General features: G+C 54.6%; 19 protein-coding genes. 7 read left to right on the forward strand and 12 right to left on the reverse strand.

Annotated elements, in window-relative coordinates:
• Positions 1-91: 91 nt before the first annotated feature.
• Complete coding sequence (priA, locus tag LOC67_RS03245; RefSeq protein WP_230261076.1) at positions 92-2,920, reverse strand: primosomal protein N'; 2,829 nt, start codon at positions 2,918-2,920, stop codon at positions 92-94.
• Between priA and nadD the strand changes: the two genes are divergently transcribed.
• A complete protein-coding gene (gene nadD / locus LOC67_RS03250) occupies positions 2,893-3,510 on the forward strand; it encodes a nicotinate (nicotinamide) nucleotide adenylyltransferase (protein ID WP_230261077.1) in 618 nt (205 codons plus the stop codon). The genes priA and nadD overlap by 28 nt on opposite strands.
• Before the next feature lie 36 nt (positions 3,511-3,546).
• Here the strand turns inward: nadD and LOC67_RS03255 are convergent, their stop codons facing one another.
• Positions 3,547-4,068 (reverse strand): NADPH-dependent FMN reductase, encoded by a 522-nt coding sequence (locus LOC67_RS03255; protein WP_230261078.1) that lies wholly within the window; start codon positions 4,066-4,068, stop codon positions 3,547-3,549.
• A gap of 318 nt (positions 4,069-4,386) precedes the next feature.
• Positions 4,387-5,136, reverse strand: a complete 750-nt coding sequence (locus tag LOC67_RS03260; RefSeq protein ID WP_230261079.1) for a hypothetical protein — start codon at positions 5,134-5,136, stop codon at positions 4,387-4,389.
• 314 nt (positions 5,137-5,450) lie between these two features.
• Between LOC67_RS03260 and LOC67_RS27495 the strand changes: the two genes are divergently transcribed.
• Positions 5,451-7,133, forward strand: coding sequence for a transglutaminase-like domain-containing protein (locus tag LOC67_RS27495; RefSeq protein ID WP_230261080.1), 1,683 nt, complete (start codon positions 5,451-5,453; stop codon positions 7,131-7,133).
• 26 nt (positions 7,134-7,159) lie between these two features.
• Here LOC67_RS27495 and LOC67_RS03270 read toward each other — a convergent pair whose 3' ends face one another.
• A complete protein-coding gene (locus tag LOC67_RS03270; RefSeq protein ID WP_230261081.1) occupies positions 7,160-7,645 on the reverse strand; it encodes a bis(5'-nucleosyl)-tetraphosphatase in 486 nt (161 codons plus the stop codon).
• Positions 7,646-7,820: 175 nt separating this feature from the next.
• Between LOC67_RS03270 and LOC67_RS03275 the strand changes: the two genes are divergently transcribed.
• The 4 genes from LOC67_RS03275 (at position 7,821) to LOC67_RS03290 (ending at position 12,725) form a co-directional block, all read left to right on the forward strand.
• Complete coding sequence (locus LOC67_RS03275) at positions 7,821-8,396, forward strand: cob(I)yrinic acid a,c-diamide adenosyltransferase (RefSeq protein ID WP_230261082.1); 576 nt, start codon at positions 7,821-7,823, stop codon at positions 8,394-8,396.
• Between the two features lie 126 nt (positions 8,397-8,522).
• The gene (locus tag LOC67_RS03280) at positions 8,523-8,861 is read left to right on the forward strand and encodes a P-II family nitrogen regulator (protein WP_094417819.1); all 339 of its coding nucleotides are present in this window, start codon (positions 8,523-8,525) and stop codon (positions 8,859-8,861) included.
• 100 nt (positions 8,862-8,961) lie between these two features.
• Positions 8,962-11,598, forward strand: a complete 2,637-nt coding sequence (gene glnD, locus LOC67_RS03285; RefSeq protein ID WP_230261083.1) for a [protein-PII] uridylyltransferase — start codon at positions 8,962-8,964, stop codon at positions 11,596-11,598.
• Between the two features lie 446 nt (positions 11,599-12,044).
• Positions 12,045-12,725 carry a hypothetical protein gene (locus LOC67_RS03290; protein WP_230261084.1) on the forward strand — a complete coding sequence of 227 codons (681 nt, stop codon included), beginning with the start codon at positions 12,045-12,047 and terminating at the stop codon, positions 12,723-12,725.
• A 631-nt stretch (positions 12,726-13,356) separates the two neighbouring features.
• Here LOC67_RS03290 and LOC67_RS03295 read toward each other — a convergent pair.
• The 5 genes from LOC67_RS03295 to LOC67_RS03315 form a co-directional block, all read right to left on the reverse strand.
• Positions 13,357-14,661 (reverse strand): DUF1501 domain-containing protein, encoded by a 1,305-nt coding sequence (locus tag LOC67_RS03295; protein ID WP_230261085.1) that lies wholly within the window; start codon positions 14,659-14,661, stop codon positions 13,357-13,359.
• 140 nt (positions 14,662-14,801) lie between these two features.
• Positions 14,802-17,630 carry a DUF1549 and DUF1553 domain-containing protein gene (locus tag LOC67_RS03300; RefSeq protein WP_230261086.1) on the reverse strand — a complete coding sequence of 943 codons (2,829 nt, stop codon included), beginning with the start codon at positions 17,628-17,630 and terminating at the stop codon, positions 14,802-14,804.
• Between the two features lie 61 nt (positions 17,631-17,691).
• A complete protein-coding gene (locus LOC67_RS03305) occupies positions 17,692-18,399 on the reverse strand; it encodes a hypothetical protein (protein WP_230261087.1) in 708 nt (235 codons plus the stop codon).
• The gene (locus LOC67_RS03310; RefSeq protein WP_230261088.1) at positions 18,389-19,054 is read right to left on the reverse strand and encodes a hypothetical protein; all 666 of its coding nucleotides are present in this window, start codon (positions 19,052-19,054) and stop codon (positions 18,389-18,391) included. Before LOC67_RS03310 ends, LOC67_RS03305 begins: the two co-directional genes overlap by 11 nt.
• 54 nt (positions 19,055-19,108) lie before the next feature.
• Positions 19,109-19,702, reverse strand: a complete 594-nt coding sequence (locus tag LOC67_RS03315) for an RNA polymerase sigma factor (protein ID WP_230261089.1) — start codon at positions 19,700-19,702, stop codon at positions 19,109-19,111.
• Between the two features lie 218 nt (positions 19,703-19,920).
• On the opposite strand from LOC67_RS03315, the gene LOC67_RS03320 reads away from it, so the two are divergent.
• Positions 19,921-20,889 (forward strand): ROK family protein, encoded by a 969-nt coding sequence (locus tag LOC67_RS03320; protein ID WP_230261585.1) that lies wholly within the window; start codon positions 19,921-19,923, stop codon positions 20,887-20,889.
• A 151-nt stretch (positions 20,890-21,040) separates the two neighbouring features.
• Here LOC67_RS03320 and xylA read toward each other — a convergent pair whose 3' ends face one another.
• The 3 genes from xylA to LOC67_RS03335 all read right to left on the reverse strand — a co-directional run bounded on the left by xylA (position 21,041) and on the right by LOC67_RS03335 (position 25,825).
• On the reverse strand, positions 21,041-22,360 hold the full coding sequence (gene xylA, locus LOC67_RS03325; RefSeq protein ID WP_230261090.1) for a xylose isomerase: 1,320 nt from the start codon (positions 22,358-22,360) through the stop codon (positions 21,041-21,043).
• 193 nt (positions 22,361-22,553) lie between these two features.
• Positions 22,554-23,942, reverse strand: coding sequence for a sulfatase (locus tag LOC67_RS03330; protein WP_230261091.1), 1,389 nt, complete (start codon positions 23,940-23,942; stop codon positions 22,554-22,556).
• A gap of 89 nt (positions 23,943-24,031) precedes the next feature.
• A complete protein-coding gene (locus tag LOC67_RS03335) occupies positions 24,032-25,825 on the reverse strand; it encodes a proprotein convertase P-domain-containing protein (RefSeq protein ID WP_230261092.1) in 1,794 nt (597 codons plus the stop codon).
• Positions 25,826-25,835: the final 10 nt, after the last annotated feature.

The following is a 25,835-nucleotide window of genomic DNA, read 5'->3' on the forward strand; positions in this document are numbered from 1 at the left end:
CTTCCGACATGGCTACTCAGGTAGTCGGTACGAGGACGAATCAGCGATGGTTTGCTTTCACGTTTTATCATTCGCTGAATGAGATCACGACCTAGAGCATGTCGAGCGGGTCGATGTCGACGACGTATTGGACGTCGTCTTTCTCTGGGATTTTGAAAGACTTCGTCGCCATTCGGATTGTCGCCCCAAGTTGCAACGGATCGATCGACTGTAGCAGCAGGTGAAAGCGATATTTCCCACGCAATTTCACGATCGGTGGCGGGGCAGGCCCAAGAATACGGACTTCGGCACCCAGCCTTTCTCGGGCCGATTCCAATCGTTGCAGCAGCAGATAAGCCGTCGCTTCGGTAACGTCTTCGACCGTGCCACGGATGATGATCCTGGCGACCGATCCCAGCGGTGGGTAGTTGAACTTACGACGGTTGGCGATTTCCGCGTTGGCGAATTGGACATAGTCATGTCGCGAGGCGGCTTGGATCGCCATATGTTCCGGCGAAAATGTCTGCACAATTACACGCCCGCCCCGTGAGCCACGTCCCGTTCGCCCGGCAACTTGTGTCACGAGTTGAAACGTCCTTTCGCCCGCGCGAAAGTCTGGGAAGTGCAGTGCGGCATCGGCGTTGATCACTCCCACCAGCAGGACGTTGGGGAAGTCCAGTCCCTTGGCAATCATCTGCGTGCCGAGCAACAAATCGATTTCACCGCTGCGGAATGCCGCAAGGACTTTTTGGTGGCTTCCGGGACGTCGCATCGTATCGCTGTCCATGCGAGCGACACGCGCGTTGGGAAATCGTGCTTTGACTTCGACTTCTAATTTCTGGGTGCCAAGTCCGCTGTAGCGAATGCCATCGAACTTGCATTCGGGGCACCACGGCGGTGTGGCAATGGTGTAATCGCAGTAGTGGCAAACGGCCTTGCTGCCATCGCGATGGTGGGTCAAAGGCATCTCGCATTCCGGACAGGCGACGACGTGACCGCACGCAGGGCACTGAATCGTTGTCGCAAAGCCGCGGCGATTGAGCAACAGAATGATCTGACCTTTCTCCCGTAAGGTTTCGTTGACGGCCAAGTGAAGTTGGCGGCTGATGGAGCCACCCATCGATCGTTCGTCGCGGACACGCAAGTCGACCAGTTGCACGTCAGGCATCGGACGATGTCCGACGCGGTGCGGCATCGAAATCAGTTCGGCGTGTCCGGTTGCGGTGGCGTGCCATGATTCCAATGACGGCGTGGCGCTTCCCAGTAGCAGCGGAATCTTCAGTGACCGCGCTCTGGCATAGGCGACTTTACGCGCGTGGTAGCGAGGCTGGCTGTCTTGTTTAAACGAACCGTCGTGTTCTTCATCAAGGATGATCAGTCCAAGACGTGGCAGCGGTGCGAATACGGCGCTGCGTGGGCCGACGACAACCTGGACTTCCCCGCGGCGAATGCGTTGCCATTGGTAGTGCCGTTCTGCCGGAGTCATCTGACTGTGCAGGACGGCAACCGACTGAAAGCGTCGTTCAAATCGGCCGCGTGTTTGTGGCGTCAAGCTGATCTCGGGGACCAGGACGATCGCGGCGCGGCCGTATTTGACTACATGTTCGATGGCTTTGATGTAGACCTCCGTTTTGCCGCTGCCGGTCACGCCATGCAACAGAAGCGTTCGCGGTTCGGCGGAATCGACTGCTTCGGTAATCTTGTCTAAGGCCGCGGACTGCTCGTCAGTCAGTTCGTGTTTTTCGACGGATTCGCCATCACTCGCTTGCCAGCGGGTGGTCATTCCGGAAGACATTTCACGCTGTTTAGATTCCGTGACCATGCCTTTTTTACGCAGAGCCCGCACAGGGGCAGCGGTACAATCGGCATGCACCATCAATTGCGACTCGGTCATCGGCCGGCCAGCAGCGATCAGCAATCGCAAGGCACGCTGTTGTTTTGGTGGTAAGGCTTCGACGGTTGATTCGTCTTTCGTGATAGGCGCCGGCGTCAGATAGAGACGTTCTCGCGTACCGGCTTGCGAGCGGACACTGCTGGGAATTAGGGCGTCGAAGACTTGTCCTGCTGGCGACTGGTAATAGTGGCTCATCCATGTGACCAGTCGAACCAATGCCCGGTCGCACAGCGGTTCGCCGTCGAGGACTTCGCTGACATCGCTGAGTGAACGTCCGCCACTTGCGCCGACTTTCGTTTCGATACACCACCCGGTGGTCGGTTGCTTTCGCCGTCCCAAAGGCACATGAACTCGCATGCCCGGCTGAAGGGTATCGCGAAAGCGGTCCGGGATACGATAGTCGTAGGGGCCGAACGGCGCTTCACGGAACACGACACAGGCGATCGCGGTGTCATCTTCGGTTTCCAGTTCCCATGGCGGCGGATCAGTATCAAACAATTCGCCTTGTGTGGTGCCGTCATCCGGTTTGGAATCCAGGTCGAGGGAGTCGCGTTTTTCGAGTTCCGCGTATGGGACCGAATCTAATTCGTCAAAACCTGGGGCGGTGAGTCCTCCATCGACCGTTCGTCTGGGGCCAGTTTGGGATTCTGCGTCCGTCGCCGGTGCCCGACGGTGTGTCTTTGCGGGCAGCGAGATACGATGTTTGGGATCGGCATGGTGTTCGACGCTTGGAGCTCTTTTACCCTGTTTTGGCTGATCCCCATCGTCGGATCGGGGGGCGTGATGATCGGATGGGAACGGAGGTGACATGTTGGAACGGCCATCGGGTTGGCCATTGGTGCAAGGCGTTGTAGCGTGGACATCGGTCAGCATAAGGGATTCCGTCACCATTTGAATCGTCGAAACGCAGTCACGGCGAATTGTTTGATGGCCGGTGACACGGTTGGTCTTGGTGTGATGGAATCGTTGAGACTGCTGATTGGATCCGTCCGTTTGGTCACGAGTTAGGAAAGCGACGAATGCGTTTGGGAATTTTTGGCGGCTCATTCGACCCCGTTCATCTTGGACACCTTTGGATCGGTGAAGCAGCGATGGAGTCGTTGAACCTGGATCGACTGCACTGGATCCCGACAGCTGAGCAGCCACTCAAGCCCGGGGGGGCGGTCGCGACCGCGGATCAGCGAGCCGAAATGGTTCGATTGGCCGTCAGCGGGCGAGATGGCTTTGTGATGGACGATCGAGAGATACGTCGACAAGGTGTTAGCTACTCGGTTGATACGATCGATGAGATAGCGCAGGAGTTTCCATCTGCGGAGCTGTTTTTGGTCATCGGTAGTGATTCGCTAGCGTCGATGCAAAAATGGCATCAACCCGAAAAGCTGCTTTCGCTCGTTCAGCTTGCAGTGGTGCAGCGAGGTGGCGAGCCCCCGATCGATTTTTCGGTGCTTGACAGAATCATCCAGCCATCAAGGATCGAACTGTTTCGGGCGAACGTCATCGAGATGCCCATCATCGAAATATCAAGCCGAGAAATTCGGGACCGCGTTCGCTCGGGACGCACGGTTCGCTATCGGGTCCCGCATGCGGTGCAGGCCTTTATCAAGGCAAGCCGCTTATATTTGGATTCCTCGCCATAGCAATCGCCGATCATCGATCAATACGATGACGAAATCTTATTGGGCGAGTGCTTTTGCCAAGCGAATGGTTTCGTTGACCATCTGTTCGAGGCGGGTTTGGATAGCTTCGTTGCTAATTTCGTTGCCTTCGAAGGCATCGCCAGTCGCATAGACGAACCTTGGCACGATCAGGCAGCGGAAATCGAGCATCAAGCTATTGGCAAGTCCCATCGCGCTCATGTAGCTGCCCGCGCCACCGGCAGCCAGCATCATCGCGACGACTTTTCCGGTCCACTTCTTGCCAGTGAGTTCGACCGCGTTTTTGATCGCGGCGTTGACGTCGTAGTTGTAAATCGGTGAAGCGATCATGACGGCATCGGCAGATTCGATCAGCTTGCCCAATTCGATGACGTTGGCATCGCCGTACGCAGATGCGCCGTCACAGAAAGGAAGCGGCGATTCAGCGAGGTCGTACCAGGCGACTTCTTGGTGGGCGTCTGTGAGCAGGGTTTTTGCAGCCGTCGCCAGCAATCGGCTGCGGCTTCCGGGGTTCAAGCTGGCGCTGATTACCAGAATCATGGTGACCAATTGAAACGAGGGACATTGGCAGAATGCGACACGGACCGAAGGTTTCTTCTGCTTTGGAGGCAAGGATCGCTTCTGGGTAAAAGTGCGACCGGGCGAACCGAAGGCTATGAATGCTACTGCGATCCTACGGTGTTACCGGGATCCTAGAGCAACGTGCGGTGGGGGTAAATGGTCGGTTAGGAATTTGAACCGGCCTTTCACAGCCCGGTTGGCTGTGGGCGCAAAAAAAGAGCGGCACCAATACGAAGTTGGTCCGCTCTTAAAAGAAGCCTATTTGGGCGAGGGCTTTAACAGATCGGGCAAGCTTGCTTAGCAGCAGCCCGAATAGTCATCGGTGTCCATGCCCAAGCGGTGTTTCAGCGTATTAAATTGATCGAAGAACGCTTCGCTGCTGCTGTGAACATGCTCGGCTTCGGTAATGAATTTCAGTTTTTCGTCTGGGTAGACATCACCATCAATGAAGGTCTTTTCAAAGTGGTTCAGTGGCTTGCCGTAGACGATGATCAGCTTGTGTTCGTCAAGCTGGACTTCTTGTCGTAGCGAAGGGTTAATCACCGCGACGCCGGTACAGCCATCGTTGAGCAACAAGTCTTCGTGGTCGAGCAACACACTTTTGAGCACCGGCATATCGATGTGCTCACGATAAAGATCTTGATTGTGTGAATTGTGGTGATGGCTTGTTTCCAGTACGACGTCGACGACTGGACCTAGATGGTCGATCAGTTCGAGGAACAAGTCCATGATCGAACGGCGGGTAACCGACGCCATGATCACGGGGGTGCGAACTTGGCTACTGTCATCGACATATTCGTCGAATCGAAAGCCTTGCTTCGGGACAACTTGTAGGTCGTAGCTGGGGCGAATGGCATCGGTCAGGTCAAACGGGCCATAGGACTTGATGCCCATATGCGTTTGCAGTTCTTCTTCCGACAAAGCTTCGAAGCTTCCCGGTGTGAAGACCGATCCAGTTTCTTCGGCCGTGTTGTTTCGGAGGATGCGTTTCAAAAAGCCCATATCAGGCGGTCCGATCATGTCGTGGGGTTCACGGGGGGATGTCATCGGGTGAATGGAATGAGAGCTTCCTTCGCCCGATCTACAGCCAACGCTAGGTCACTTCGAAGCGTCGTCGACCGCAATCGAAATGCCGTCTTGGTCCCAAAAGGAAATCCATCAGTCCTGAACGCACTAACCGGCAGAATCGTTCTGGCTGTTGCAATCGGGCTCCATCTGGTGAGTGTTTTATGTTGTTTCAAAGCAACATCCCGGGTGACATTTTGCAGCGTTTCGCCCTTCAATGTCGAACTGCGGTCGTCCGTCGATATAATGCGGTCTCCATGGGAAGCGAGCTTTCAAAGTGTTCTTGGGTGAAATTGGTGCGCCGAATCAAACTTTTACTGATACTGCTGTCGTCCCCCCTGCTTTTGACAGGCCTGGCCGGATGCGATTGGCTGATACCGCCGCGGCCGCAGATCGGAACATCCAATCAAGCGGAAACGAATGCATCGACGGGAAGTGACAGTTCCGAAGCGGCATCGCTAAACGAAGCTTCCGCATCGGCGAAAGAAGCGTCTGCGAGCTTTGAAGGTCGATGGCAGTTGTGGTACCTGCATCGCATGGGGCGTCAGGTAGTCGGGATGAGCAAGCTTTCGGCTGAAGAAGTGATTGATGCCAATACAATCGCGTCGGGAGATTCGCTGGTTCGCTATGAACGCGAAGACCAACTGATCGTGCGTGATCATTCGATGCAGTATTTGCAGGAAACGGTAACGACGAGCACTGAATCACGCGATGCGAACGTCAAATCGTTGCAGTCGACATTGATGAGTGGCTTCACCCGTTACGCGGCTTCCGCATCGCGGCACGGCAACCGGTTGGCTTTTCGTTTTCAAGTCAGCGGTGCTGAACCGACGACCCAAGATGTGGCTTGGGCCGACGGGATGCGTGGTCCCTTCGGTGTCGAGCAATCTTTACGTCGCCAAATGATGCAGGCCGGAGAAACTCGACGGCTTGAGGGGCTTAATTCATCGCTCGGCGCTGTCGCCATGTTCGAACTTCGCTGCACCGGTCTGGCATCGGTGGCGATGTTTGACGGAACCTATCAAACGTTAACCGAAATCGAAGCGACAACCTTCGTCGATGGAAAGACAGCCGATGAGCAGGTGCTGTGGGTAAAGGATGACGGCGTGATCGAAAAGGTTTTGCATCCTTCGATCCCTCTGGAATCGTTCCGTGTCGAAGCGGTCGAGGCCTTAAAGGAGTTTCGTCAGCCGATCGCGCCAGTTCTCGTCAGCGCCAAGGGCACCTATTTTCCTGTGACGGATGCGGATGAGGGGAAAATGGATGTCGGGATCCGAACGAAGGACCTTGGACAGGTCGGCTATGTGGTGTCCAAGGTCGCCGGTCGCGATCGAGATGACGAATCGCTGGTGCCTGCCTTTGCAAACCAAGCAACGAAGAACGTCTTGTACGGACAACAGGTTGTCGTCGCTGTTGAGCCCAAGGAACTTACTGATTTTGAGTTCGATCAGCCGCAACCTACAGCAGATGATTTGGCCCAAACCAAGCTTCTCGAAATCGAGCATCCGTCGCTGGTAAAGCTCGTCCAATCTGATTGGGAAGAAGCTAGTAATACGCTGTCGGGATCGCTTATCGAACTGGTGCGAAATTCGACCAGCGGCTTGTCATTGGTTCCACAAGGTCCGATGCGTTCGGCCGCAACGGTACTGAAATCCGGTAGCGGCGGCGAAATCGACCAAGCCGTCTTCGCCGCCGCGCTGCTTCGTGTCAATCAAATTCCTGCACGCGTCGTCTTCGGATATGCTCCGGCTGATAATCAAACCGCGGCAAAGGATTACACGCTGTTGAAATTGACCGCTTGGGTCGTCGCCTATGTTGACGATCAGTGGTATTCGGTCAATCCGGTTTCACTGCGGATTAACCCTGCGGATCATCTGGCCATTCGAATTTCGTCAGCTGATACCGAATTGCCGTACCAACTGCGCGACGTCTTTAGTGACATTGCCGAACTTGAGGTGCAAATCCGCGGCGGACGTTGATTCCGCCTCAGATCTACTGGCCACAATCAGCCTTTCCGCGACTGTAGGAATTCAGCAACCGCGGCCAGCAGCGGGTCGATTGTTTGTGATTGAATCTCGTGCGGTGGAGCCCAATCGAACCAGCGAAAGTCAGGATGCTCGGTCAGACGCGGCTTGAAAGGCTCGTCAACTTCGCCGATGAAATACGTCACGCGTTTTTCGACAGCTTTGCCGTCGCGTTTGTACTTAACCGGATACACCAAACGGAATCGGAAATCTGGATCAAGCGAAACCTTGTGCTGTGCGATTCCGGTTTCTTCTTCAGTTTCGCGAAGCGCCGTTTCCATGTCCGATTCGTTGCCGTCGCGATGTCCCTTGGGCAGATCCCAGCGGTCTTTGTGGCGGAGTAGCAGAAACTGTTGCGGGGTGGATCGTGTTACGATCAATATCCCCGCCGCGTATTTGACTTTACGTCCCGGTGTGGCGATTTCGAAATCGTCGTCATCGACATGGGGATTTTTGTCAGCGTTCATCGGTCGGATCACGATCCAGGGGAAGGGAGAACTGGCAGCAATGACGAGCTTGCTTGATCGACAGGTATGCTGACGTTATCAAATGCCAACTTCGGCTGGTAGGCTTTCTGGGCCTACCCGGTCATGCGTTTTCCTAGGCAGACTGCCAGCAGCAAATCGAGCACAACAGAAACAGATGAAGATCTATACCAAAACGGGGGATGCTGGAAGTACCGGGTTGTTTGGAGGTCCGAGGGTTGGGAAAGACGACATTCGGATCGAGGCTTACGGCACAATCGACGAACTCAATGCGGCGCTAGGCTGCGTTCGCTCAGCGGGGGCGGTTAGCGGGCGGTTTGACCAATCACTGGACGAGCAGCTGGAGCATATTCAGCGAGAACTTTTTTCGATCGGTGCAGAGCTCGCCACGCCGAATCCCGATCAGCATGATCTGCGGGTGATCAACAACCAGCATGTCGAACGAATCGAATCGTGGATTGATCAGCACGAGTCAGGATTGACGCCTTTGAAGCAGTTTATCTTGCCCGGTGGAAGTCATGCGGCATCGATCCTGCACCTCGCGCGGGCAATTTGCCGGCGTGCCGAACGCCGGGTTGTGACGTTGGCGGCGAGCGAAGGGGTGACAATTTCGGACGCTGTGATTGTCTATCTGAATCGTTTGAGCGACTATTTATTTGTTCTCAGTCGCGAGGCTAATTCACAGGCCGGGATCGGCGATGTCCACTGGACACGGCCCGAATCACCCGCTTAAGTGAAAAAAATGCTCTCTATTCCGGCTGGGGTCTGCCCGCTGGATGGACTTTGCCAGCGGAGTATACAATAGAGTCTTAAGGTAAAGGATGAATTGTCATCAGGTCGCTTTCTCCGAGGCACAGACGTGAAAAAAGTTGAGGCCATCGTTCGCCACTTCAAATTGGAAGATGTTAAGAACGCATTGACGGATCAGGGCATCCACGGGATGACCGTCAGTGAAGTCCGCGGATTTGGCCGTCAAAAGGGTCATACGGAGATTTACCGTGGGACCGAATATGCGATTGACTTTGTGCCAAAGGTAAAGATCGAAGTCATTTGCACTGACGCCAACCTGCAAACCGTTGTCGATTCGATTTTGCAAACCGCTCAGACGGGGCAAATCGGTGACGGCAAGATTTTTGTAACCAACCTCGAAGATTCGATTCGGATCCGAACCGGGGAACGTGGCGAAGAAGCCCTGTAGGAATACACCCTGTTGGCAGATGCCCTCAGTGTCAGCAGACAGTGTCGGCAGATGCGTTCGGGGGACTTCCCAAGTTCGTCGCTGCGAGTATTAACGATTGATGGCTGGTCCGTCGCTTTCCGACGTCGTCTTAAAAGGACGCGAGCATTTACGCGAGGGACGCGAACGATGTCGACGCGTTCATGATCAAGGTGGTCATGGCATTCAGGTTTCCACTTTGGTGGGGGATCTGTACGACGATATCGTGCTTGAAGTTTTCAATCAGGCATGCCGTGATCATTTCGGCGGCGAAATTCCGGCCGGTCTAGCGCTGGTGGCCCACGGCGGTTTCGGTCGCCGAGATTTGGCTCCCTATTCAGACGCTGACCTGATGCTGATCACACGCAGTCGCAATACGGCGGCTGCCGAACGCATCGCCCAAACATTGACGCGAGATCTGGTCGACATCGGCTTAGATGTTGGCTTCGCCCTTCGCACCACTCGCGAAGCATGCGCGTTGTCGTGGGATGACCCGGTTATCTTCACATCGCTTACTGAGTCTCGCTTTTTGGCCGGAAGCCTGAAGGTTTTCACAAGGTTCTTCCAGGCGCTGCGCCATGGGGCTTACCTGCGTCGTGGAAAGCTGATCCGAGATCTGATCCAGGCACGACGGGAAGAACGAACCAAGTGGGGCGTGACAAGTTACCTGCTCACACCCAACATCAAGAAATCTCGCGGTGGTCTTCGCGACATTCAGATGATTCGCTGGATCGGCTTTGCACGCTATGGCGAAGTCGATTTGGAAAAACTGCTGAGGCTTAATACGCTCTCACGCGAAGACTATCGGATGGTCCGCAAGGCGTATGACTTTCTTATCCGGCTTCGGAACGAATTGCACTTCCGTGAAAACCGTGCACAAGACACTCTCAGCCGCGGTACACAGCTGAAGATTGCTGAAGCTTGGGACTACAAGGCAGCCGAAGGTGTGCTTCCTGTCGAAGTCTTCATGCAGCAGTACTTCGAGGTGACACGGGCGGTGCGTTACATCGCCGGTTTCTTTGCCGATGATAATCGAAGCCGTTCGCTGACGGAGCAGGTTTACGAATGGTTCGCGTCCCGTCGGATCGACCAGTCGATCCATATGGGGCCCACGCATATTTGGGTTGATCAACAGGCGTTGGGCGAATTCGCACAAAGCTTGCCACGCGTCCTTCGGTTGATGAGCGTGGCCAACCATAACAATCGCCGAATCGGTCACTACACATGGCAGGCGATTCGTATCGCGATGCAGGAGCGGACACCGGTGCCGCCGGATTCCGAATCGGTCGGTGCGTTTTTGTCTTTGCTAAGCCGTGGTAGCCGGTTAGCACCGTTGTTGCGCCGATTGCACGAACTGCGAATCATCGAGCAACTGATTCCTGAGTTCAAACGGACACGCGGACTTCTGCAGTTCAACGCTTATCACAAATACACCGTCGACGCGCACTCGATACGTGCGGTCGAGGCGGCGACAGATTTAGCCGATGACCAGTCTGCAATGGGGCGTCGCTATCGACGCTTGAAAGACAAGACGTTGTTGCACCTGGCGCTGCTCATTCACGACATCGGCAAGGGCCATGCCGAGGATCACTCCATCGTCGGTGCTCGAATCGCAAGGAAAGTCGGGGAGCGTTTTGATCTCGACGATAACAGTACCGAAATCCTGGAATGGCTGGTTCTGAAGCATTTGGCCGTCAACAACGTTGCCTTTCGGCATGATCTCAATGACACCGAAATCGTCTTGTCGTTTGCGAAGGAAGTTGGCTCTATCCGTCGGTTGGAACTGCTAATCGTTCACGCCGTCGCCGATCTGGCGGCAGTCGGGCCCGGTGTTTTGACCGATTGGAAAATGAAGCTGATCGAAGATTTGTATCTTCGGACTCGGCGTTATTTCGAAACCGGCGATGTCGACTTGGATCATGACGCTTTAGCCGAAGAGATTCATCAACAGGTCGAATCGAATTTGGCTTCCACCGATCCGGGGTCGACAAGCCATCAGCTGCTTTCCCAATTGCCGCTTTCGATGTTGCGTCGCGAAAAGCCGGAGGTGCTGGCGAAGCAGATCGATCTAGTCGCCGAGTCGCTCGATGAAGGCAGGACGTCGTATTGTTTTCACCACTACGATCCGATCCCTTCGGCAAGCCGGTATGTCGTCATCCATCGTCAAGGCAAGAAACGTCTGGGGATCTTTGCGCGTGTTGCCGGTGCATTTATGTCCTGTGGCATTAGTATCTTGCGCGCCGAAATCGTTTCACTGGATGATTTGGTTTGGGATGAATTTTGGGTCAACGATCCCGATCATCCTGAGCACCCGCCCGAGTCACGGATTGAAGAAGTTTCTAAGCGAGTGACTGATCTGCTCGATTCGCCCGACGTCCCCGTGCCGCCACGTCGTGAAAAATGGACCATGGCGAAGTCCAAGGAGCCCGAGGCCGTCAACGTTCTGCCAAGCAAAGTTGACTTCGATAACGAAACGTTGGATCGTTTCACCATTTTGTCGTTCTTTGCGTACGACCAAACCGGTTTGCTATACAGAATCGCATCGGCGCTAGCGGAGCTTGGGCTTGTGATTCACTTTGCAAAGATCGATACGCACCTCGACCAAGTCGCTGACGTCTTTTACGTAACAGAGCTAGACGGCGGTAAAATTGAAAATGATGAACGGCGGGAAGAGGTTCGCGGCATTTTGCTTGGGATCGCAGATCGTTCGGATGCGTAGTTCGAATCGGGGCCAAACCTTTTCGGATTGGCCATTCGGTCGAGGTTGAAGTCAGCCACCAGTATTCAAATCGGTTGGTTCGCACGATGATCTTCTGATCCAGCCGAAGTCGAACGCCTTCGTGAAACTCGTCTGAAATTCTGCTCGGTGCGCCGCGTTCTTCGTCGATGGTGAACTCGTGTGACGTTGTGCTGCGAACGGTTCGTCCGTCTTGGAAATCTTTGTCGCTTGCGGTCAGTTTCGCTATCGAATCGCTTGTCTCTGTCGAGCCGGTAAGTTGTCCTTATCGATACAAGGAACCGAAAAGTTTTCGAAGTAAAACTTGCCCCCCTAGCCTTGCGCGGGAAAACTTCGATGTAAGAACTGCACTGGCATGGAAGCCGCGCCGCTTGGGCGTAGTGCGACATGTCGTTCGTCACCTCAAGCATTTCTCATGGATGTAACTCATGCGTCAGTTCAGACTTTTTAAGAACACCGCCGTCGCGGCTCTCGTCGCCAGCTCTGTCCTGGCAGGAACTCAGGCTTCCGCACGTCAAACCGACTTTGACGCACTCTTGGCCGAAGTCGAATTTGGAGATCCCAGCGGCGCACCTGCTGTCCCTGCAGTGCCTCAGCAAGCTCCCGCCGTTGAAGCGGGCGCCCAGTCGGCTCTCGGTTTGGAACTTCCGGCAGAACCACTGCCAGAGATTCCCGCAACAGCGCCAGTCGCCGAAACCGCAGCGCCCGTCGAAGCGTCGGCCCTTACCAACGTTCCGGCTCCCATTCCTGCTCCGGCCCCAATAGTTGACTCTGTTGCAGCAGAGCCATGTCAATCATGCGGCGACAACTACGCCAGCGCGTGTGGCTGCAACAACGGATGCAACGGTGGTTGCAAACTGGGAAACAAGTTGAGCAATCGGTTCCAAGAAGGATCGTGCATGCCATACATGCCGCCTCAGATGCCGACGTCGACTTTCTACCAGTACTGGCGTTCAAACGCTTGCAATACCAACGTTTGGGACGGTTACCGCAATCGTTGCAACGGAAAAATCGACATGTCGATTCATCGCGATAAGGCCCACGGCTGCGATACTTGCAGCGGCGCGATGCCCGCGAACTGGTGTGATTTGCAACAGTCTTGCGACTGAGATCGCGAAAGCCTTCGAATGATCGGCCTGCTGGCTTTGACCGACGCGTAACGGTTGGTCAAAGCTGAAGGAAATCGATTTCGCCAACGCCCGGTACACGCCGGGCGTTTTGCGTATCGTGACTCCCATGCGACAGGCTTTCGGGCGAAATCGACTGCATTTTGATGCTAGCAAAACGGACAATCGTCGCTTCGAAAAAAAACGAACGATCCCGCGGAACCACTACAGGAGTCGCGTTCGAGTTGCCGATACCACCTGTACCATGGATTGGGAGGGTGGAACGATCGGTGCCATCGTTCCAGCACTGATGGGCCATGGTGAGGCAGGGAGGGCTTCACCATGGCCCTTCTCCTATTGAGGCCATGCCCTCATCGAGAAGCAGTTGCTGCGTTCAACCCCCACCAACTTTCAGCGATTCAGTTGCCGCATTCTTTACTAGCGCACTGCCGATCGCTTTCTCCCGTATAGATGCGGACGTGATCTGCACGGAGCTTCGTGGATTCTATTGGTAGCCCTTCGGTATCGTCGCATGCAAATGCTGTGTACCGATAAGGCGAGTCCCCGCTACCACATTCAAAGATGTAGCAACGGGGGCCGACAAGAGCTTTCGGATGAATGTTTCAGCTGATCACTAGGTGAATAGCTGGTTGACCACCGAGCCGTCTCGGACAAGTGTGATCGGACGACCGGTAGAGCTATTGAATTCAATCGTCGGATCGATCCCCAGGTTGTGATAGAAGCTTGCCGCGACGTCATCGGGGGTGATGCCTTCGTGACGTGGTCCCGATGCCGTGTCGTCGCTTTCGCCAATCACTTGGCCACCGCGAACGCCGCCACCAGCCATCAGCATGAACATGCAGCGTGGATAGTGATCGCGACCGCCTTCAGCAGAGCGGCTATTGATCTTTGGGGTTCGTCCAAATTCACCGGTCACGAAGACAGCCGTTCGTTCTAGCAATCCCCGTTGTTGCAGACCCGTCAATAGGCCGCTTAGGCCGGCATCCAGTTTCGGAAGCTGGTTGTCTTTCAGTTTGGTGAAGTTATCGGTGTGTGTGTCCCAACCACCAAGTTGGACGGTGGCGAATCGGACACCCGATTCGACCAAACGCAAAGCCAGCAAGCAGCTTTGACCGAAAGCGTCTTCGCCGAACTGTTTGGCAAAGCTTTCGGGTTCTTTGCTGATATCGAATGCGGTACGGGCACGCTCGGAGGTGATCATCGAATAGGCTTGTTCGCCAAATTGGTCCAAGCCTTCGAGCAGTTGATCGTTCTTTTCCAATTCGCGGAATCGGCGATCCAGCTTGTGTAAAAGCGACTGTCGGCGTTTGACTTCGTCAACGCCCAGGTCGCCGGGCAGCGATATTCCACGGACGCCGAAAGGGCGGCCGAAGGCGGGTTGTGCTTTGGTTTCAAGTGGCGAATATCGAATGCCCAGAAAACCAGCACCATGGCCTGCCTTTGGAATCGCGACTGAACTTGGAATATCGCGATCGGATGGCTGTTCTCGCGAGAGGACGGAGCTATAGCTGGGGTACTCCAGGGCCGGGATCGGTTTACTGCCGGTATTGACGTATTCTTGTCCCAAGCGGTGAGCAGCCAACGTGTGACTGACTCCGCGAAGGATGACAAACTTGTCCATACAGCTTGCCAGTTTCGGCAGGTGCTCGGAAATTTGGATCCCGGGGACATTGGTAGAGATCGGTTTGAAGGTACCACGATGGGTATCTGGAGCATTCGGCTTTAGGTCGAATGTGTCCATATGCGATGGCCCGCCAGGCAGTTCGATGAAAATCGCACGGTCAGCGAATCCGGTATTCACTTGGCCGGCGGCAGCCAGTCGGTTGTAGCCAGCGAGTGTGAGCCCACCGACGGACAACGAACCAATTTTCAATGCGTCACGTCGCGAGACACCATCGCAAGTCTGATGAAATTTCATGAAGCCGACTTATGGGTTGGGGAATGTTTTGGTCAGGCGGAAATCTATGATTCACACATCTATTTGACGCGTGATGCATCGTTCAGGATTCCGATCCGACAGCCAAGGGTCGGCTGTCGCCGGATTGCCAAACGTATTAATCAGTGACTGATGATGAACTCTTTCGTGTTCACCAATGCCCACAACAATCCTTCCAAACCTGTTGCGGGGTTATCGCTTTGATTGATGTAGTCCGTAGCGATGGCCGTTTCATCTGTATCGGGGTAACGGCTTAGCGTTCGCAGATAAGCCTTCTGGATAACTTGGTCCATCGACAGCTTGGAACGGTTTGATGCGACGTCTTCGTTGTCCTGTCGGCGTTGCAATTCTTTCCAAGCTGTTGGGTTGGCGATGAGTTCGTCCAAGCTTGGGACTTCGTAATTCGGTCCCAATCGGTTCGCCATCCGTTCATACTGCTTTTCCGCAGTGGGACGCATCTTTTCTTGGCGAGCTTTGGGAAGCTTCTTGAACTGTTTAACTCGATCAACGATCGCTCGTCGCATGTTGTCGTCTTGCCGTTCTTTGTTGGACATCTTTTCGTCCGCACTGGAGGCGTTCGATTTGATGCCAAGATCCTGGCAGACTTCGCTCACCCAACCGTCTTTGTCGGCAAGCCGTTTATGCATGTCAGCGTCGTTACGCAGATAGATCGCTTGCAGCAAGCTTGGCGAGTCACTGCGATCGCAGTCGCAGTTGGTTTCGCGTATCGATTGACCGAAGACTTGCAACGCGAAGTCCGAATTGTTTCGCGTTCGAGCCTTCCCGTCGGCGATAGCCATTTGGTCCAGTTCGTCGCGAAGTTGGTTGGCTTGCTTCGTCGAACCGGTTGCCAACATCACCATGTCATAAACCACTTCGGCAGGTAGGCGACGTGGAATGTGGTGAGAAAAGTTGGTGCGGTCGGCGATATTCGTCGTATTCGTTTCCGCACTTCGCTGATAGGTTTCGCTGTTGGCAATCTCGCGATGAAGCCATTTTAAATCGAAATCGTGAGCGACGAACTCGGACGCCAGATGGTCCAGCAACCCGGCGTTGCTAGGCGGATTGGCAAGGTTCATATCATCGGAAGGATCAACAATTCCGATGCCAAAGTAGTTGCTCCAAACGCGATTGACGATCGCTTTGGCAAAGTAAGGATTGGATTCATCACGGAGCCAAGCCATCAATGCCGGACGCGGGTCTTCGGAAAGTTCGACTTCCGATGCTTCGCCAAGGATCTTTCCCGTCGGGATGCGTGCCGGAGGAACCTTGCGGCCCTTTTTCTTAGCCAGTTCACGCTGTTTCTTTTGCTGTGGCGTCAAGCCGCGAGCGGTGACGAACAGTTCGCCAAAGGGAACCACCTCACCTTTTTGTGAAGCTCGCTGGATGGCCCGTCGCAGTTCACCACCTTTGAGGTCTCGGCCGTCAACAATCTTGCTTGTCAGTTCGTCACGCTCACTTTTTGAAGCGGGGGAAACGACATTGGCATTGCCCGCGCGAATGGTTGTGAATAGCTGAGCAAAGTCGTCAAAGTCCTGTTTGGACCATTGATCGAAGGGGTGCTTGTGACACTGGGCACATTCGATTCGGACGCCAAGGAAAGCGTACGCAAAACCGATCGCACGGTCTTCAGATTTTTGAAAGTTCCTCCTTGCCCAATACAGTGGCATGGATTCACGTTCGGCATATTTGTCGAGGTTTCCACCACAGATTTCGGTCATCTCGCGGCAGTAGTCGAGATAGCTTTCGCCTTTTTCTCGAGTGCTCGCGGTGACGATGCCTTCGACGATTTCGTCGTAGGGCATGTTGTCATCGAATCGTTTTTGAAGCCATTTAAACCACAGTTTACTGCTGACGTTGCGAACCGGCAAAACGTTATTTAGCTGTTCATCGCTATTGCCAGTCCAGTCACTCATCCGAGTTGCCCACCAGGCGCCGTAGGCTGGTGACTGGAGCAGTTCATCGATGTAATCGGATCGTTTGCTTTCGGACGAGTCTTTCAGAAAAGCTTCAACGCGATCAGCTGCTGGAAGGACTCCAGTGATGTCCAATGATGCTCGACGGACAAATTCTTCGTCGGTGCAAAGTGCAGAGGCAACGATCCCGAGTTTGTCTAGTTTTTGTTGGACCAGTTGGTCGATCGTTTGACTGAAATCCGATTGGGCGATGCTCCCTGTCAGTTTCTGACGGGAATCGATGGGGCGGACGACGGGGACGGGGACGACCGCATTGTCATACGAAATGACCACATGCGTATCGCCTGATTCACCGCTTTGAACCAAGCCATGTTCGTCGACCGACGCGATCGCATCGTCGTTGCTGCTAAATCGACACAGCGGGGTGACGTCTTCTGCGGTGCCATCGGCCCAGTGTGCGATGGCTCGCAAACGAGTGTCTTGGTCAGCATTTTGGAACTGGATTTCCGAGGGGACGATTTCTAACTTCTTCAGCTCTTGCACAGACGAAGGGTCAAACGTCGCGCCTTCGGCGATCCATTGGCGAATCACCTTGTACTGCCATCCGTCTTTGTCGAATCTCTTGCCGCCTTCGTGAAGATCGGCATCGGAAGGCTTGGCCAAAATCAAGCTTTCATCGATGTCATCGACATCGATTCGCCCTGTGTCTTCAGCCATCAATTCGTCGTGGTCGGCCTTGAAATCGTAGCCAAATAGGGACAACTGAAAGTCACCACGTCCCTGAAATGAACCGTGGCACGATCGGCCATTGCAGCCCAATTTTCCCAACAAGGGGATGACGTGTTTTTGAAAGTCCGGAACCTCGCTGACGCTTTCCTTCGAAAACCGCGTTTGGATATTCGGTGCGGGAACAGGCGGAAGTTCCACTTTCTGATCCGACCGAATCGGTTCGGCGTTGGTGGTCACAACCATGCCGGCGAGGGCTAGTACGCCGAGCAGACGGCGCCGATGTGGGGTATGCCAAAAAGACTTCATCACAAAGAGCTTCGTCAAACGGAGGGAAGGGGGGAAAGGAATTCTGGGCACAAACGATCGGCTAAGGCTTCGTCGTTTGGCGTCCGGCTTTGCGCAGGTTTGCTTCAACATTCGCTTCAATCGCGGAAGCAAAATCGGTTTTTCGCTCATCGATTTTTGCTTCGGTATCCGCGATTTGTTGATTCAATCGGGTCATCCGCGATTTCAGTGTGGTGAGTTCGAACTGCAGTTTCGCAAGTTCGGCTTTGGCAAGCTGTTCGGTCGCTTTTGCAAGGGCTTGGCGATCGGACTTGCTGTCGCGAATCTTTAGCTTGGCGATCAACAGATTGAGCGACGATTGCGCCTGAACGATCTGCAGTTCCAACTCGAAGACTTCTTCGCCACGTTTCTTGGCGGTCTGAAGTCGTCGTGCAGATCTCGCAAGGCTGCGGATTGCCGTTTCGTATTGTTTGGGGGCTTTCTTTCGAAGCTGGTCGAGTAGCTTTTTTACTTCCGGCAGATGGTTTTCGACCATCTCAACGACATTGCGTTCCAGCTCTGGATCCAGTTTGGGTGTTTTTCGAGCCGTGGGTTGTTCAGACTCTGTCGCCTTTGTTATCGACGAAGCTTGCCCGATGAGTTTGGATTCGATCGCAAAAGCGGGTGTGGCTATGATCGTGCTTGCACACACAATCACTGCTTTAAGTGACACTGCTTTAAGTGACACTGCTTTAAGTGATACGGCGCTCAGTGATGCGAGGCTCATCCGGAGGCGTGACTTAGCCGTCATTGCGATCGTCCTCCAGCAAGTTGTCTTCCATCGCAAGCACCATCCAATCGATGGATTCATCACTCTCGCCCGATCCGTTGTCGGCGAAAAGGTCTTCGGGGTGATTGCCGTCAGTCACAGAAGGAGCAACGGCCGCTAAATCAGGCAGTGCAATCAACGCAACATCGGAGTTTGAGTCCGAGTCGATGGCTGCAGCTGCTGGCCAGCCGTCCATTCGCTCAGCACCGATTCGATTAGCCCACTCCGTTGCAAGTTGCAATTCGAAGTCATCTTGCCGCGAGCGATCGGTATTGAAGATCGAAATCACCAACAGCAGTCCTGCGGCGAGCGCCGCAAGCATTAACACGAGACGTTGGTTGGCGATCGCAGCGGTTGGAGCATCACTGGCAGGCACCGTGAAGGCGGGCTGTGTGGCAGGTTGCAAGTGTGCCGTGTCTTGCAAATGCGAGTTGGTAGATGTAGCTGCCGTATCCAACGCAGTGCTTGATGCGATTTGGCAAAGCAATTCGCTTTCACGGATCAATGCATTCTGCAGACTTTCGTCGTCGAGGTCGGCTTCGAATGCCAATTGTTCGTTGGCGTCCATTTCGCCCAATAGATATGCCAAGCAACGTTGCCGCTGATCGTTTGAGATATCGTGGGGTGATCGATTCATAATTAATCTAAAACGCTGCCTCAAAGTCGCTGCAGTCAACGGTGAACGAAACGGTTAGGTATCTGAATGAAAATCGTGGAGGTCAATTCGGAGCTGATCCATCGCCAGTCGCATTCTTGTCAGCGCTGTCCCGAGCGGTATTTCCAAGTGGTCGGCGATTTCGCGAAACGATTTCCCGTCTCGAATTCTTAATCTGACGACGTCTCGCTGATTGCTTGGAAGTCGCTCAATCGCTTGATGGATTTTCTCTCTGGCCTCGTTGTCTTCAATTTGTTGTGAGGGTGGTGATTCGGTTGCGTAACCGGGGCTGGATTCGGCAACAGCGGCAGAATCGATCATCCGGTCGGTCCGAGCTTTCTTTCGCCACCATAAGGCGGCTTCGTTGGCTGCAACTCGAAACAACCAAGCCTTGCGGGCCGCATCCGGAATCGGAGTGCCGTTATTCAGCATGGCGATCGAAATCGCTTGAAGGCAATCGTCAACATCTGCCGGTTGGGGCAACTTTGACGACAGGAATCTCCGCAGACCGTTTTCAGCCTGCGAAAATGCATCCTTCCACGCCTGGGAATCCGACTCCGACGGTTGGCTGCCCTCTGTAGTTGCCTCGTGGGGGGGCTGCCTGCCGCGTCCGGGCTTGTTTTTGCTCATTGTTTGCCAACGCCGAATAGTTCAATGCGCTGGGAGCGGCCGTTATTTTCATTTTTCGTGATTTTGGACAATCTTTCCCATGGATTGCCACCAAGCGAGAATTGCAGCCGGGAAAAATAAAATCTGCCCCCACCACTGCCATGATCTAGCGTTGGAAACGATGATGTGCAGCAGGATAGAACGTAGTACGACATGCCGGAGAAACGATGGCTGACCAAGTGGACGAAATCTGGGTGGGGTTTGACCTCGGGGGCACCAAAATGTTGGCAATCGCCTACGACAGCGATTGGAACGTCCTCGGCCGCCGCCGCCGAAAAACGAAAGGTCGCGAAGGCAGCGATAGCGGAATCGCTCGTATCGGGTCAACGGTTGAACGGTTGATCGAGGAAAATGATCTCCAGGATAAAAAGATTTGTGGGATCGGGATTGGCTGTCCCGGGCCGATCGATCTGAAGAAAGGACGCATCCTGACAACGCCGAACTTGGGCTGGGATGACGTTGATGTCGGGAACTATCTCAGTAAAAAATTCAATTGTCCCGTCGTTGTCCTCAATGACGTCGATGCCGGTTTGTATGGAGAATACCAGTTCGGCGCGGCCAAGGGGTCTCGCTGTGCGGTCGGGATCTTTCCTGGCACGGGAATCGGCGGTGCCTGCGTTTACGAAGGACGCATCTTGCAAGGCGATGGCATCAGCTGCATGGAGATCGGCCACACGCGGATCAGTAGCAGCACCCGTAGCAGTGGTTATGAATTGCCAGGAACATTGGAGGCCGAGGCGAGTCGGCTTTCTATCGCCGCCGAAGCGTCCAAAGCGGCCTATCGAGGCGACGCGCCGTCACTTGCCGATGCAGTCGGCACCGACCTGGCAGACATTCGCAGTGGTGCACTTGCCGATGCGATTAGCAACGGTGACAAAGTGATCCGGCGATTGGTTGAAGAGGCGTGCGAATCGATCGGGATCGCTGTGGTCAACACCATCCACTTGCTCTGTCCCGATACCATCGTGCTCGGCGGCGGATTGGTTGAAGCGATGGAAGACCTGATGGTCGGCACTGTCGCCAAGACTGCTCGCAAGCACGTCATGAGTCCGTACCGAGATCGCTTTAAAGTTGTCCCGGCAAAGCTGGGAGATGACGCAGGCGTCAAAGGCGCGGCTGCTTGGGCGCGACACGAGCTTGAGCCGTAGCAGTCTGTCGGTTTTCCATTGCCGCCTTCATCGAAGGCTGTGTTTCGAATCGCTTCGGTAAAAAAACAAAGTCAACAGTTTCAAGGCTGTTGACTTTGTTGGTGATATTTCGGTTCAGCATGCGTGCCGCATCTGAAATCGTCGGTCGCTTTTAGACGCGGTCGATGTATCGATTGACGACGTTTTCCAATAGCTCTTGGCGTCCGCTGACGTTTGCGTCGACTTCGCCTTTCTCGAGCATGTAGGCTTCCAGTTCGGCAAAGCCAACTTCGCCGGATTCGATCTTCGCACCGATACCGCTGTCGAAGCTGCTGTAGCGTTCTTTGATGAATCCATCGAGTCCGTTGTCGGCGCGAATCGCTGCAGCGATTTTCAGGCCTTTTGCGTAGGCGTCCATCGATCCAATGTGGGCGTGGAACAAGTCGATTGGCTCAAACGATTCACGTCGAACCTTGGCATCGAAATTCACGCCGCCGCTTCCCAAACCACCGTGCTTGAGGATGTAGTACATCATCTGCGTGGTCAGGTAATAGTCGGTCGCGAATTGGTCGGTATCCCAGCCGAGCAACATGTCGCCGGTGTTGGCGTCGATGCTGCCCAAGGCACCTTGTGATCCCGAGTAATCGATCTCGTGCATCATGGTGTGGCCGGCAAGCGTCGCATGGTTGGTTTCCAAGTTCAGCTTGAAGTGATCCTTCAGGTCATAGGCACGCAAGAAGTTCAAGCATGCGGCGGCGTCGCTATCGTACTGGTGCTTGGTTGGCTCTTTCGGCTTAGGCTCGATCAGGAATTGTCCGTCGAAGCCGATCTCTTTCGCGTAGTCGACTGCCATGTGAAAGAACTTGGCCAAGTGGTCCAGTTCCCGTTTCATGTCGGTGTTGTAGAGGTTCTGATAGCCTTCGCGACCACCCCAGAACACGTAGTTTTCACCGCCGAGTCGTTTGGTGACTTCCATCGCCTTTTTGACTTGTGCGGCAGCATACGCGTAAACGTCTGCGTTGCATGTCGTCGCCGCACCGTGCATGAAACGCGGATTGGAGAACATGTTTGCGGTACCCCAAAGCAGTTTTACGCCGCTGCGTTGTTGTTCTTCCAGCAGTACGTCGGCGACCGCATCCAGGTTTTCGTTGCTTTGGCGAAGCGAATCGCCTTCGGGGGCGACGTCACGGTCGTGGAACGCGTAGTACGGCGCTTGCAGTTTTTCGAACAGTTCGAATGCGACGCGAGCGCGGTTTTGAGCATTCTCGACAGATTCACTGCCGTCGTCCCAAGGGCGAACAGCGGTTCCGGGGCCAAACGGGTCACTGCCGGTTCCGCGGAATGTGTGCCAGTAAACGATTGAAAACCGGAAGTGGTCTTTCATCGTTTTGCCTTCGACAACCTCTTCCGGGTTGTACCATCGGAACGCGAGCGGGTTGTCGCTGCTAGGGCCTTCGTACTCGATCTTGGGAATGTCTGGGAAAGCAGTCATGGCAGGGAAGCGGGGAAATAGTGAAGGGGAGTGTCGATCTACAGAGCGAAGTTTTGACCGGACGGGCGGCAAAATCAAGGAGGCAAAAGGCGTTATAAGTGCGTAAATTGCCGGGAAATCTGCTCATCTTGCCGCACCGTAATTATTTCACTCGCCATTTGTGAAATATCACAGTTTGGCGGGCGGTCGGTGTCTACTTTCGGTCACATTGGCTAGGCGCGATAACCATGCCTTCGCGGTGCGCTTTGACGACTTCTGCAATTTCGTCGACCACATCCGGGTGCTTACTAGCGATGTCTCGCTTCTCGCCGATGTCGATCAGCAGGTCGTACAACAGCGGTGGATCGTGTTCGTTAACCACGCGACTGTCTTTGGTGTAACTGTCCTGTGTTTTGAAGTGGGCTTTGTAGCGACCGAGTCTTGCAGCCATCAGGCGGCTGTCGCGGTAGTAAAAGAAGCTTTCACGTGGAGAGGCGGCATCGCCCGTGAGTGTCTCGCTAAGGTCGTAGCCGTCCAGTACGAGGTCTTCAGGAAGCGATACGTCTGACATCGCGGCAAAGGTTGGCAACAGATCGAGTGTGCTTGCGAGACCGTGATGAACGCGGCCGGCTGGGATCGTGCCTGGCATCCAAAAGATACCCGGAACGCGTTGGCCCCCTTCGAAGGTTGTGCCTTTGCCGTTGCGAAGTGGTCCTGCTGACCCGCCATGGTCACCAAACGTCAGCCATGGCCCGTTGTCGCTTGTGAAGACGACTAGTGTCTTGGAGTCGATGCCGGACTCACGGATTTGTTTTAGCACTTGGCCGACACTCCAGTCGATTTCTTCGATTACGTCGCCGTAGAGTCCGGCAAGCGAGTGGTCCTCGAACTCTTCACCGCGGAATAGCGGCACGTGCGGAAGCGAATGGGCTAGATACAGAAAGAATGGTTCGGATTCATGCTCACGAATGTATTGGACAGCTTTCTCGGTGTAGCGTCGTGTGATGGTGTTTTGATTGGCGGGCCGTTCGATCTGTTGAACCTCTCCCTGGGTGCCGGCGAGCAGCGGAACATTGAAATCGTGATAGTCGGGATCGGCAAAGGCGTCTCGCCCCTTCTTTCCCGGAACCTTGTCCATGTCATTGCTGTAGGGAATCCCATAGTAGGATTCGAAGCCATGTTCGGTAGGAAGGTATTGGGGAAGATGCCCCAAGTGCCATTTGCCAACCATCCCGGTTCGATAGCCGGTGTCTTTCAAAGCCTCTGCGATCGTCAGTTCGCTGTCCTGGATGCCACCGACTGAATTGGGGAATAGCACGCGTCGATTGCCATACATTCCGTTGCGAACCGGATAGCGTCCGGTCAGCAGGCCGGCGCGGCTGGGCGTGCAAACATTCGCCGCAACATAGAACTGAGTCATCCGCGTCCCTTCGGCGGACATCTGATCCAGGTTGGGTGTGGCGATCGTTGGGTGCCCGTAGCAAGAGAGGTCACCCCAGCCGAGGTCATCACAAAAGATAACGACATAGTTGGGCCGATCGGCGGCATTGACGCTGCAACAAAGCAAGGACAACACTGCCAGACAAGTCAGAAGTGCGCGCATGATGGTTCATTCTTCGAGGAGGGGCAGGGGGCAGGAGCCCCAATTGTACCGTAGATAGATGTACCAGCCCTTCCTCGTGCTCGCCTTTTCTAGCGAGGAGTCTTGCCCAACGCCTGTTTGTACTCTTTGATCGCCAGTTTTCGGCGTTCGTTGTATTGCCGTTTTTCTTCCTCGCTCATCTGCGACCATTCTTCGGACGCTGGTTTACGAAGGCTCGCTGTGATTTGAGCTTTCTGCTCCGCAGTCCATGAATCCAGTCCGACGGCACTCGGTTGATCGACAGGCGAATTGGATAAGCTGGGATCGGAAGTCGACTCGGCTTCGATCTCTGGTTCTTGAGAAGGAGTTTGTCCGATCAGTTTTTCTTCGTCGGGACGCGCCATCAACGCCCAGCGGTGAAGCATGCCGAATCGTTCACTTCGCGAACAGCGGATGGTTAATTGCCAAATGCCCGTGATAGGCTTGCCGTTAAAAACACCCAAGCCCGGCCCTCGTTTGATTAGGCCCTCGGGGATGAAGCTGCCTTGGAACGGTGCCCGTGCTTTGTTGATTGGCGTCGAAGCTTGATCGTCAAATATCGTGTCTTCGAAGTGATCGTCGCGACCACCAACGCCGGTGAACAATTCAATCCGTGTCCCGTCGGGGCCGGTCAGGTAGGCGTCAAGGCTGTCGTCTTGCGTGTGTGTAATTGCGAGTTGCAGGTTTAGATCCGCGATGACAAAGGTTTCGTCGATTTCGATCTCAGAAACAATCGTTTTGCGAGGTGGCAACATCTCGGCTTCGGTGTTCTCGAACACGCCACCGGTCATGTCCTTGGAGGAGAGGATTTCGTTTGTCGACAACAAACCGTCACCGTTAGCATCCAGCCCCACGAATTCAGCAACTCGCTCGTCGGTGAGTTCGGTTGCAAACTCAGGGAGGTCGACTTGCCCGTCGCGATTGGTATCCAATTCGTAAAACCATCCGGGTAGGCCTTCGACGAGACCTCCGGTTTGATCTTGGAGTTCGCTCAAGTAAGCGAACAACTCTTCACGGGACAGTTCACCATCTGAATTTGCGTCAAGCGCACCGAAGGGGATACCAAGCTGGATGGTTTCGCTTTGTTCCAGACGTCCATTGCGATTGGCATCGAAGCGTTCGATTACCGAAGCGGTCAACCAGTAACGGCTGCCGCCACGGCGGTACCAGTCACGACGATCCCGTTCGGCAGATCGTTGATCATCGCCATTGCCTGATGATTCGATCCCGTTGCCGACACGGCGGGCACGCTGGATCAGTTGGTCGGAGTCATCGCGGACGCTGCGTCGGCGGGCGTATCGCTGGGCCAATTCGAGTCGGCTAAGACGGTCGTCCTTGTCAAAGTCCATCGTGAACGGATCGAGATTCGTCCAGCGTCCACGGGAAGCCTCGCGCCGGTCAAGATAGCCGTCGCGGTTTCGGTCATAGCGTCGGATCTGATCTTCGGCTTCATCCAAGTCGTCAGCTGTGTACGGGTATTTGACGATTGGGATACCGAATTCGGGAACCATGATGTCGTCATCACCGGGACGAAAGTCTTTAAGCGTCTTTTCGCGACTCGGACGGATGCTGTCACGGTCCGACCCATTTTTCATCGCGTAATAGATGCGAGCCGCTTCCTGCCACTGATCGATACGGTTGGGGCGCTGAAGCGACATGCGACGCGACTCGGCGACGCGTTCTAGGTAGGGGCGAGCTAGCGGCGTGATCTCGTGCGGTTCGATCATCCCGTCATTGTCACGGTCAAGTTGTTCCAGCGATTCACGCAGGCCGGCTTGTCCCTGCACAGGGCGGCCGGTGATGCAACTGAAAACCAGCGTGGCAAAGCAGGTGATAGCGATCTGTCGAATTCGTTGATCAAACATCCCAATCTCG

Source organism: Stieleria sp. JC731, from assembly GCF_020966635.1.
Taxonomy (GTDB): Bacteria; Planctomycetota; Planctomycetia; order Pirellulales; family Pirellulaceae; genus Stieleria.

Bases quoted from the DNA above. Each gene is read 5' to 3' on its own strand.
- nadD (WP_230261077.1), top strand. From the start codon at position 2,893: ATGCGTTTGGGAATTTTTGGCGGCTCATTCGACCCCGTTCATCTTGGA.
- priA (WP_230261076.1), bottom strand. From the start codon at position 2,920: ATGAGCCGCCAAAAATTCCCAAACGCATTCGTCGCTTTCCTAACTCGT.
- LOC67_RS03255 (WP_230261078.1), bottom strand. From the start codon at position 4,068: ATGATTCTGGTAATCAGCGCCAGCTTGAACCCCGGAAGCCGCAGCCGA.
- LOC67_RS03260 (WP_230261079.1), bottom strand. From the start codon at position 5,136: ATGACATCCCCCCGTGAACCCCACGACATGATCGGACCGCCTGATATG.
- LOC67_RS03270 (WP_230261081.1), bottom strand. From the start codon at position 7,645: ATGAACGCTGACAAAAATCCCCATGTCGATGACGACGATTTCGAAATC.
- LOC67_RS03275 (WP_230261082.1), top strand. From the start codon at position 7,821: ATGAAGATCTATACCAAAACGGGGGATGCTGGAAGTACCGGGTTGTTT.
- glnD (WP_230261083.1), top strand. From the start codon at position 8,962: ATGGCTGGTCCGTCGCTTTCCGACGTCGTCTTAAAAGGACGCGAGCAT.
- LOC67_RS03290 (WP_230261084.1), top strand. From the start codon at position 12,045: ATGCGTCAGTTCAGACTTTTTAAGAACACCGCCGTCGCGGCTCTCGTC.
- LOC67_RS03295 (WP_230261085.1), bottom strand. From the start codon at position 14,661: ATGAAATTTCATCAGACTTGCGATGGTGTCTCGCGACGTGACGCATTG.
- LOC67_RS03300 (WP_230261086.1), bottom strand. From the start codon at position 17,630: ATGAAGTCTTTTTGGCATACCCCACATCGGCGCCGTCTGCTCGGCGTA.
- LOC67_RS03305 (WP_230261087.1), bottom strand. From the start codon at position 18,399: ATGACGGCTAAGTCACGCCTCCGGATGAGCCTCGCATCACTGAGCGCC.
- LOC67_RS03310 (WP_230261088.1), bottom strand. From the start codon at position 19,054: ATGAATCGATCACCCCACGATATCTCAAACGATCAGCGGCAACGTTGC.
- LOC67_RS03315 (WP_230261089.1), bottom strand. From the start codon at position 19,702: ATGAGCAAAAACAAGCCCGGACGCGGCAGGCAGCCCCCCCACGAGGCA.
- xylA (WP_230261090.1), bottom strand. From the start codon at position 22,360: ATGACTGCTTTCCCAGACATTCCCAAGATCGAGTACGAAGGCCCTAGC.
- LOC67_RS03330 (WP_230261091.1), bottom strand. From the start codon at position 23,942: ATGCGCGCACTTCTGACTTGTCTGGCAGTGTTGTCCTTGCTTTGTTGC.
- LOC67_RS03335 (WP_230261092.1), bottom strand. From the start codon at position 25,825: ATGTTTGATCAACGAATTCGACAGATCGCTATCACCTGCTTTGCCACG.